At 75.4% G+C, this 8,709-nt stretch carries 8 protein-coding genes; 2 read left to right on the top strand and 6 right to left on the bottom strand.

Annotated elements, in window-relative coordinates; all coding sequences use genetic code 11:
• Positions 1-50: 50 nt before the first annotated feature.
• On the top strand, positions 51-326 hold the full coding sequence (locus EDJALFJO_RS11745; protein WP_088285379.1) for a hypothetical protein: 276 nt from the start codon (positions 51-53) through the stop codon (positions 324-326).
• A gap of 175 nt (positions 327-501) precedes the next feature.
• Positions 502-2,613, top strand: a complete 2,112-nt coding sequence (locus EDJALFJO_RS11740; protein ID WP_143448511.1) for a hypothetical protein — start codon at positions 502-504, stop codon at positions 2,611-2,613.
• A gap of 16 nt (positions 2,614-2,629) precedes the next feature.
• Here EDJALFJO_RS11740 and EDJALFJO_RS11735 read toward each other — a convergent pair whose 3' ends face one another.
• The 6 genes from EDJALFJO_RS11735 to EDJALFJO_RS11710 form a co-directional block, all read right to left on the bottom strand.
• On the bottom strand, positions 2,630-3,346 hold the full coding sequence (locus EDJALFJO_RS11735) for an alpha/beta fold hydrolase (protein ID WP_158220405.1): 717 nt from the start codon (positions 3,344-3,346) through the stop codon (positions 2,630-2,632).
• A 77-nt stretch (positions 3,347-3,423) separates the two neighbouring features.
• A complete protein-coding gene (locus EDJALFJO_RS11730; RefSeq protein WP_198950217.1) occupies positions 3,424-4,104 on the bottom strand; it encodes a GntR family transcriptional regulator in 681 nt (226 codons plus the stop codon).
• A 19-nt stretch (positions 4,105-4,123) separates the two neighbouring features.
• Positions 4,124-5,134, bottom strand: coding sequence for an ornithine cyclodeaminase family protein (locus EDJALFJO_RS11725; protein WP_088285373.1), 1,011 nt, complete (start codon positions 5,132-5,134; stop codon positions 4,124-4,126).
• 93 nt (positions 5,135-5,227) lie between these two features.
• Entirely contained in the window at positions 5,228-6,610 is a 1,383-nt protein-coding gene (locus EDJALFJO_RS11720) for an aldehyde dehydrogenase (RefSeq protein WP_088285371.1), read from the bottom strand.
• A gap of 61 nt (positions 6,611-6,671) precedes the next feature.
• A complete protein-coding gene (locus tag EDJALFJO_RS11715) occupies positions 6,672-7,697 on the bottom strand; it encodes a proline racemase family protein (protein WP_088285369.1) in 1,026 nt (341 codons plus the stop codon).
• The gene (locus EDJALFJO_RS11710) at positions 7,694-8,602 is read right to left on the bottom strand and encodes a dihydrodipicolinate synthase family protein (RefSeq protein WP_088285367.1); all 909 of its coding nucleotides are present in this window, start codon (positions 8,600-8,602) and stop codon (positions 7,694-7,696) included. Before EDJALFJO_RS11710 ends, EDJALFJO_RS11715 begins: the two co-directional genes overlap by 4 nt.
• Between the last annotated feature and the right edge of the window lie 107 nt (positions 8,603-8,709).

Below are 8,709 nucleotides of genomic sequence, written 5' to 3'. Positions count from 1 at the left end.
CCACCGACCTGCACAATCTGGTCAGCGTGTGTCCGAACCATCATCAGCAGGTGCACGCCGGTCTGTGGCTGGTCGAGGTCCGCGACGGGATCCCGTGGGTGCGGCCGCCGTCGTGGATCGACCCCGAACGACGACGGACGAGGAACCTGCACCACCAGACACATGCCGCCGCGCAGCGGATCGGGCAACAGCTCCGCCTCGCCCTCGACGACGACGCCGACGCCCGCGGCGTCGGTCCGAGCCGGACCGGGCTCACCCCGATCGACCTCACGCCCCAGATCTGGAGCCAGGCACCACCCGACGACACCTGGAAACGCACCGGCTGAGCCGCCGAACGACCACCGGACGCCCCGCGAACATGCGCTCGCCGATGCCCCGGTCCGGGGCTACGTTGTCGGCGATCAGGTGCACGGAGCCGGGCGACCGGCCCGATCGGCCTGTGGGCGTTACTCCGGTCCCCGGTAGCGCGTTCGTCCCGAACGCCCGCCGAAGGGGACCGACGTGACACACCTGCCTTCCGTGCTCCTGCCCGCCCGCAGCCGGGCCCGGCTTCTCGCCGTCGCGGCGACGACCGTCGCGGCCGTGCTCCTCACGACGACCGGTGCTGCAGCAGCACCAGCAGCAGGACCAGCAGCAGGACGGCTCGCTGCTGCGCCCGCCGCCGTGACACCGACGCGCACCGCACCGGCCACGTCCGCCCCGCTGACGAACCTGGCCCATCTCGACTTCCTCACCGACACCGTCGTCCCGCCGTCCCAGGCCGGGCACACCACGTACCGGCTCGCCGAGGAGCCCGCGGTCGGCGTCCTGTGGGTGTACGCGGACCACCAGGCGGACGGCAGCTACCGACGGGTCGGTGGCGGCGCGTTCGACGCCGCGACGAACACGTACGGCCAGGGTGCGTTCGACGCCGACGACATCGCCCGCGCCGCCGTCGTCTACCTGCGGCACTGGACCAGGTACCGCGACGCGCACAGCCTGCAGCAGGCCCGCGGGCTGCTGCGCGGGCTGACCTACCTGCAGACGGCGACCGGCCCGCACGCCGGCGACGTCGTGCTCTGGATGCAGCCGGACGGCACGCTCACCCCGAGCGCCACCCCGAAGGAGCTGCCCGACCCCTCCGACTCCGGTCCGTCCTTCTGGCTGGCCCGCACCGTCTGGGCGCTCGGCGAGGGCTACGCGGCCCTGCGCCAGGCAGACCCCGCGTTCGCCGCGTTCCTGCGCACGCGCCTCGACCTGGCGATCACAGCGCTGGACCGCGACGTCCTGACCCGGTACGGGCAGTACCGCGTCGTCGACGGCACGCGGATGCCGGCCTGGCTCGTCGTCGACGGCGCGGACGCCAGCTCGGAGGCGGTCCTCGGGCTCGCGGCCGCCGTCCGAGCGGGCCACCGCTCCGCGCGACCGGCGCTGTCGAAGCTCGCCGACGGGATCGCCGCCATGGGGCGGGGCACCGCCGACACCTGGCCCTACGGGGCGATCCTGCCGTCGGCGACCTCACAGACCCTCTGGCACGCCTGGGGTGCGCAGATGCCGGCCGCGCTCGCGGAGGCCGCAACGGTGCTCGACCGGCCCGACCTGCTGCCGCCCGCTGTCGCGGACGCCGCCACCTTCACCCCGCGGCTGCTCACCGCGACCGGCCCCGACAACGGCTGGATGCCGACCCCCGTCGACGGGTCGCAGATCGCCTACGGGGCGGACGCCCGCGTGCAGTCGCTGCTCGCCGTCGGCGACGCCGCGCACGCCCCGGGGCTGCGTCGGGTCGCCGGGCTCGCCGCCGCCTGGTTCTTCGGCCTCAACCGCGCCGGGACCCCGATGTACGACCCGGCCACGGGCGTCACCCACGACGGCATCAGCCCGACCGGCGACGTGAACCTCAACTCCGGCGCGGAGTCGACGATCCACGGCCTGCTCACCATGCAGGCGCTCGACGCCGCCCCGGACGTCGCGGCGACGGCCCGCGCCGCCACCCGGCTCGTGCTGCGCGACGGGCAACGGACCGTCGAGGCCGAGTCGGGCACCCCCTCCGGCGGCGCCACGGCGGCCCCGGCCGACCCGGTGTGGACCGGGGAGTCGCAGTGGGGCGGTGGCGCGTTCGTGCTCGTGACCCCCGGCAGCACCGTGACCTGGTCGCTGCCGGCCGCCGAGCAGCCCCGGCTCGTCCAGGCCGTCGTCGACGTGCTCCCTGGACCGGGCGCCGTCAGCACGTTCAGCGTGCCGGCCGGGCGGATCGGCACCGTCGGCTACGGCGGCGGCGGGGCGCAGGGCGTCTCACCGGCCCCCGGGGCGCTCCTGCCGGGCGCGCTGCGGCGGGCCGTCGGCCCCTCGGCGCAGGACCTCACGGCCATCACGACCCGCGGCACCGGGCGGCTCGACGCCCTGCTCGTCACGCCGGTCGTCTCGGCCCTCGTGGCGGACGGCGACGGGCACTCCGTGGCCCTGCTCGCCAACGGCTCGGACCGGACGGCGACCCGGACGCTCACCCTGCCGCGGGCACGGACCGTCGTCCAGGCCTACGACCGCCACGGCCGTCTGTCGGCCGTGAGCACCACCGCCGGCGGCATGGTCCGCGTCGCGGTCCCGGCCGGAGGGTTCGCGATCGTCTGGCAGTAAAGGCGTCCCGGGGCCGTCACCCGCACGCGCGGGTGGCGGCCACCAGGACGTCGAGAGCCGCCGGGTGGTTCTCGACGAGGCCGCTGCTGTGGTCGGTCGTACCGGTGATCTCGGTCTGCCCGCCGAGCGCGGCGGCCGCGGGGGCCAGCCGGGCCAGCGCGCGGGCGGTGTCGCGGAACCTCGGCGTGCCGGCCTCGACGACGGTCCACAGCGCGACGTCGAGCCGCTCGAGGGTGCCGGCGGGCACGTCGGGGACGGATGCCGGGGAGACCAGTGCTATCGAGCACACGTCCTGCGCCCGGGCCGCCGCGGCGAGGGCGACCGGCGCCCCGGCCGACGACCCGGCGTAGGTGACGCCGGAGCGGCCGCGCGGCGCGAACCACGCGGCGGCGCGCAGGACGTCGTCCGGCAGGTCGGCGGCGTCGGTCTGGGCCTGCGAGCTGGAGCCGGCACCGCGGCGGTCCGGGAGGAGGACCTCGGCGTCCGCACGCTCCGCGAGCGTCACGGCGATGTCGAGCCAGTCGCAGAGGGTCTGGCTACCACCGTGCACGAGGACGACGGAACGCACCGCCGCGGGCCGGCCGACGGCCGCGGCACCGAGGTCCGCGCCGTCCGAGCCCTGGAACGTGACGCGGCGGGCGCCGGGCGGGACGGCACCGCACTCGTCGGCGAGCGGCGCGTCCGGCGCGACGGCCCCGCCGCCCACCGACCCGCACCCGGCCAGCGCCACCACCCCGGCGATGCTCGCGGCGAGTACCGATCTGCGGCCTGGCAGAGCCCCGAACCGGTACCGGCCGCGAGCACGAGCGGTCATCCGGACCATTCGCCGCGGACGTGGCCGACGTGGTGGCGCATCGCCGCGGCGGCGGCCTCGGCGTCGCCCGCCGCGACGAGGTCGAGGATCGTGTCGTGCTCGCGGGCGGTGTCGCTCAGGGTGCCGCGCTCGGCCAGGCGCGGGAGGCCGTAGAGCCGGGAGCGGTCGCGCAGCCGCATGACGGTCTCGGCGAGCACCGGGTTGCCGGTGAGCTCGAGCAGCCCGGCGTGGAACTCCCGGTCCGCGCGGACGTGCCCGACGACGTCCCCCGACCGGGCTGCCTCGACGATCCGGCGGGCCACCGGGCGCAGCCGCTCGACGGCGGCGCGGCGCTCGGCCTCGGGGCGGCGGGCGGCCCGGGCGGCGGCCTCCGGCTCGAGCAGCGCACGGACGTCACCCGTCGCGTCGAGCTCGGCCGACGACAGCGCGGTGACCCGGAACCCCTTGTTGCGCACGGGTTCCATCAGCCCGTCGCGGACGAGGTCGAGGAGCGCCTCGCGCACGGGCGTGGCCGAGACCCCGAACCTCTCGGCGAGGGCCGGGGCGGAGTAGACCTCGCCGGGGGCCATCTGCCCGGCGACGACGGCGGCCCGCAGGCTGTCGGCGACCTGGTCCCGCATCGTGCCGCGCACCGGGAGCACGGGGAGCATCGCGGCGACGCCGTCCGGCACGCTCACGACGCGCCGCCCGGTGGTCTCATCGCAGTCCCCCGAGCGGGATCCCCCGCGCCGCGGTGTCGCCGATGAGCCGGTCGAGTGCCTCGCCCGCGACGACGAGATCCTCCCAGGCCTCGCCGACGCTCTTGAAGAAGCGCGGCCTGCCCGCCACCGGCCGGGTCCAGCCCTTGACGAGCCCGGGCAGGTCGCCGGCGATGACGTCCGGGCCCACCTCGCCGTCCCGGATCGGCATGATGACGTCGCCCGCCTCGCGCAGCGCGGACTCCTTGCCCTCGACGACGACCGTCGCCCGGGCGACGAGCTCGGAGTCGACCTCGCGGGCGTCCGGCTCGTGGCTGCCGACGGCCACGACGGTCGCCTCGTCGCCGAGCCAGCGCGAGTCGAAGACCGGGTACCGGGACGTCGTCGCGCAGATGACGACGTCGGCCGCCCGGATCGGGGCCTCGAGGTCGTCGGGCAGGTCGGAGCCGGCGACGACGTCCGCGCCGATCCCGTTCCGCGCGGCCCACTGCGCCATCTCGACGGCCCGCCCGCGGTCCCGGCCGACGACGGTCACGTGCGCGACCTGCCGGACGGCGGCCACCGCCTCGACGTGCCCGTACCCCTGCGGCCCGGTGCCGATGACGACGAGCCGCACCGGCCCCTGCACGGCGAGCCGGCGGATCGCGACCGCCGACACCGCCGGGGTGCGCAGGCTGGTCAGCGCGACGCCGTCGATGAGCGCGCGCGGCGACAGCGTCACGGCGTCCATGAGGACGTACACGCCCTGGATCCGCGGCAGGCCGAGGTTCCCGTTGTCCGGCGCGACGGTGACGAGCTTGACCCCCACGTAGCGCTGGGTCGCCGCGGGCATGAGGAGCACCTGCCCGGCCCCGGTGAGCACCGTCGTCCGTGGCGGCGTCGCACCGGGCACCCCGCCGTCCAGCAGCGCCGCCTCGAGGGCGACGACGGCGGAGGTCATCGGCACCAGCCCGCGCAGCTGGTCGGCGTCGATGAGCGGCAGGTCGCGCAGTGCGGGGGCGGCGATCATCTCAGCGGGAACCCTTCGCCGGTCTCGTCATGGGTACGGGGTCATGGGTGCGGAGTCATGGGTACGGGGTCATGGGTACGGGGACGAGCACGCTCACGGGTGCGGGCTCAGCGTGATCGTACGGACCGAGGAGTAGAAGTCGAGGGCCGCGAGGCCCTGCTCGCGCTGCCCGTAGGACGAGTCCCGCTCGCCGCCGAACGGCGCCCAGAAGTCGACCCCGGTCGTCGGGGCGTTGACCTTGACCATGCCGGTCTGGACGCCGCGGACGACCTCGAGGATCTCCCCCATGTCCCGGCCGTGGACGCTCGTCACGAGCCCGAAGTCGACGCCCTCGGCGAGTGCGACGGCCTCGGCGACGTCCGCGGCGCGCTGGACGACGGCCATCGGGCCGAACGTCTCCGTCGTCGCGACCGGGTGGTCGGCCGCGATGCCGTCGAGCAGGGTCGGCGTGACGAACCAGCCGTCCCGGTCGACGGACGTGCCACCGGCGAGCACCCGGCCGCCGGCCGCCGTCACGGCCGCCGTCGCGTCGAGCACCTTGCTCCGCGCGGCCGGTGCGATGACCGGGCCGACGAGCACGCCCGCCTGCGACGGGTCGCCGGGCTGCAGGCCCCGGACGGCGGCGACGAGCGCCTCGATGACCGCGGCCGCCCGCTGCTCGCCGCCGACGACGACGACGCGGCGGGTGGCGGTGCACTTCTGGCCGGCGAAGCCCATCGCGGCCCCGGCGATCTGGGCCGCGGCGACGCCGGGGTCGGCGTCGTGCAGGACGATCGCGGCGTTCTGGCCGCCCATCTCGGCCTGCACGTGGACGCCACGCTGCGCCGCCCGGGCGACGACCTGGCCGCCGACACCGACCGAGCCGGTGAAGCTCACGACGTCCGCGGCGTCGCAGATCGCCGTCCCGGTGTCCGCACCGCCGGGCAGCACCCGGAACAGGTCCGCCGGGAGCACGCCGGCGAGCAGGTCGGCGAGCCACAGCGCGGACGCGGTGGCGTCCGGCGAGGGCTTGAGCAGGACGGCGTTGCCCGCGGCGAGCGCGGGCGCGGCCTTCCACAGCGGGATCGCGAGCGGGAAGTTCCACGGCGTGACGAGCCCGGCGACGCCGTGCGGGCGGCGCTCGGTGAAGAGCAGCCCGGGCAGGCTCGCCGGCAGCGTCGCCCCGAGCGGGGCGTAGGCGGCCTGCGCGTAGTACTCGAGGATCGCGACGGCCCGCCCGACCTCGCCGACCGCCTCGACCCGGGGCTTGCCGACCTCGCGGATGACGAGCGTCGCCGCCTCGTCGGCCCTGGCCCGCAGGGCCGCGGCCGCGGCGCCGAGCGCGGCGGCCCGGGCGGGTGCCGGGGCACGCCACCACTCGCGCTGGGCGGCGCGGGCCGCCTCGGCGGCCTTGAGGACATCCGCGACGGACGTCTCCGGGACCTCCACGACGACGTCGTCGGGGGCCTGCGGCGACACCGAGGTCACCACGCTCATCTCATTACCTCACTTGCTCTTCGAAGGAGCGGTTCTTCGGTTCGTCGGGGCGGTGCCGGGCCTACAGCTCGAAGCCCTCGGGGAAGGGGTCGGTCGGGTCGAGGTGGTACTGGGCGGTCCCGGTGACCCAGGCCCGCCCGGTGATGGTCGGGACGATCGCATCGATCGTGCCACCCGGCCCGCCGTCCGCCCCACCGACCGTCGTGGCCTCGACGGCCCGGCCGACGAAGTGCGTGCCGATGAAGGACTCGTTGACGAAGTCGGTGTCCATCGCGAGCTCGCCGCGGGCGACGAGCTGGGCGACCCGGGCGCTCGTGCCGGTGCCGCACGGGCTGCGGTCGAACCAGCCCGGGTGGATCGCCATCGCGTGCCGGGACCGCTGCGCCGTGGACCCCGGGGCGACGAGCTGCACGTGGTGGCAGACGGCGATCTCGGGGTTGTCCGGGTGGACGGGCCGGTTCTGCTCGTTGATGGCGTCCATGACGGCGAGCCCCGCGTCGAGGATGCGCTGCTTCTCGCTGCGCTCGAAGGGGACGCCGAGGTCGGCGAGCGGCAGGATCGCGTAGAAGTTGCCGCCGAAGGCCATGTCGTACGTGACCTCGCCGACGCCGGCGACCTTGACGGTCGCGTCCCTCTGCAGGAGGAACGACGGCACGTTCCGGATCGTCACGGCCTTCGCCGCGCCGTCCTCGACGTGGACCGTCGCGACGACGAGCCCGGCCGGGGTGTCGAGCCGGATCGTCGTCGTCGGCTCGGTCACCTCGACCATGCCCGTCTCGACGAGAACCGTTGCCACGCCGATGGTCCCGTGCCCGCACATCGGCAGGCAGCCGGACACCTCGATGTAGAGCACGCCGAAGTCTGCGTCGGGCCGGGTCGGCGGCTGGAGGATCGCCCCGCTCATCGCGGCGTGCCCGCGCGGCTCGTTCATGAGCAGCTTGCGCAGGCCGTCGGAGTTCGCCATGAACCAGCGCCGGCGGTCGAACATCGTCGCCCCCGGGAGGACGCCGACGCCGCCGGTGACGACGCGGGTCGGCATCCCCTCGGTGTGGGACTCGACCGTGTGGACGACGCGGCGGGACCTCATCGCAGGCCCTCGGCGAGGACCTTCTCGGTGGCGGTGCGGACGATCGCGTCGTGCTCGGGCGACAGCGGCACGCGCGGCGGCCGGCACATGCCGCCGTTGCGGCCGGCGAGGTCCATGCTCAGCTTGATCGCCTGGACGAACTCGGTCTTGCTGTCCCAGCGCAGGAGCGGGTGCAGCGAGCGGTAGAGCGGGACGCCCGTGCCGTAGTCACCGGCCCGGAAGGCGTTCCACATCCGCATGCACGCGTCCGGGAAGGCGTTGGGGTAGCCGGAGATCCAGCCGACCGCGCCGCCGACCTCGAGCTCGAAGGTCACGTCGTCCGAGCCGGCGAGGAGGTCGAGGCCCGGCGCGAGCTCGGCGAGCTGGTAGGCCCGCCGGGTGTCGCCGCTGAACTCCTTGACCGCCACGATGAGGCCCTCGCCGTGGAGCGCCGCGAGGATCTCCGGCGTGAGGTCGACCTTGGTGTCGATCGGGTTGTTGTAGGCGACGACCGGGATGCCGGCCCGGGCGACCTCGCGGTAGTGCTCGAGGACGGCGCGCTCGTCGGCGCGGTACGCGTTCGGCGGCAGGAGCATGACGGCGTCGGCGCCGGCGTCCTTCGCCTGCTCGGCCCACAGCCGGGACTCGCGGGCCCCGTAGGCGGCGATGCCGGGGATGACCGAGAAGCCCTCGGGCGCGGCCTCGACCGCGGTCCGGACGACGGCGGCCCGCTCGTCCGTCGTCAGCGTCTGGTACTCGCCGAGCGAGCCGTTCGGGACGACGCCCTGGCAGCCGTTCGCGGCGAGCCAGCGCACGTGCTCGGCGTACGCGTCGAGGTCGACGGCGAGGTCGTCGCCGTCCCGCGACGTGAAGGGCAGGGCGGTGGCGACGGTGACGCCGTGCCAGGGCTTGGTGTTCTCGGTCATGGCAACCTCCGGATCGGTCGGGGAGCTCGGTTCGGCTCCTCAGAGGTAGATCGCCGTGCATAGGGAGAGCGATCTACCTCTGAGGGGGTCAGTGAGGGGGTCAGGGT

It is taken from the genome of Kineosporia sp. A_224 (assembly GCF_002198655.1).
GTDB lineage: Bacteria > Actinomycetota > Actinomycetes > Actinomycetales > Kineosporiaceae > R-H-3.
This window is presented reverse-complemented; position numbering and strand designations above follow the sequence as displayed.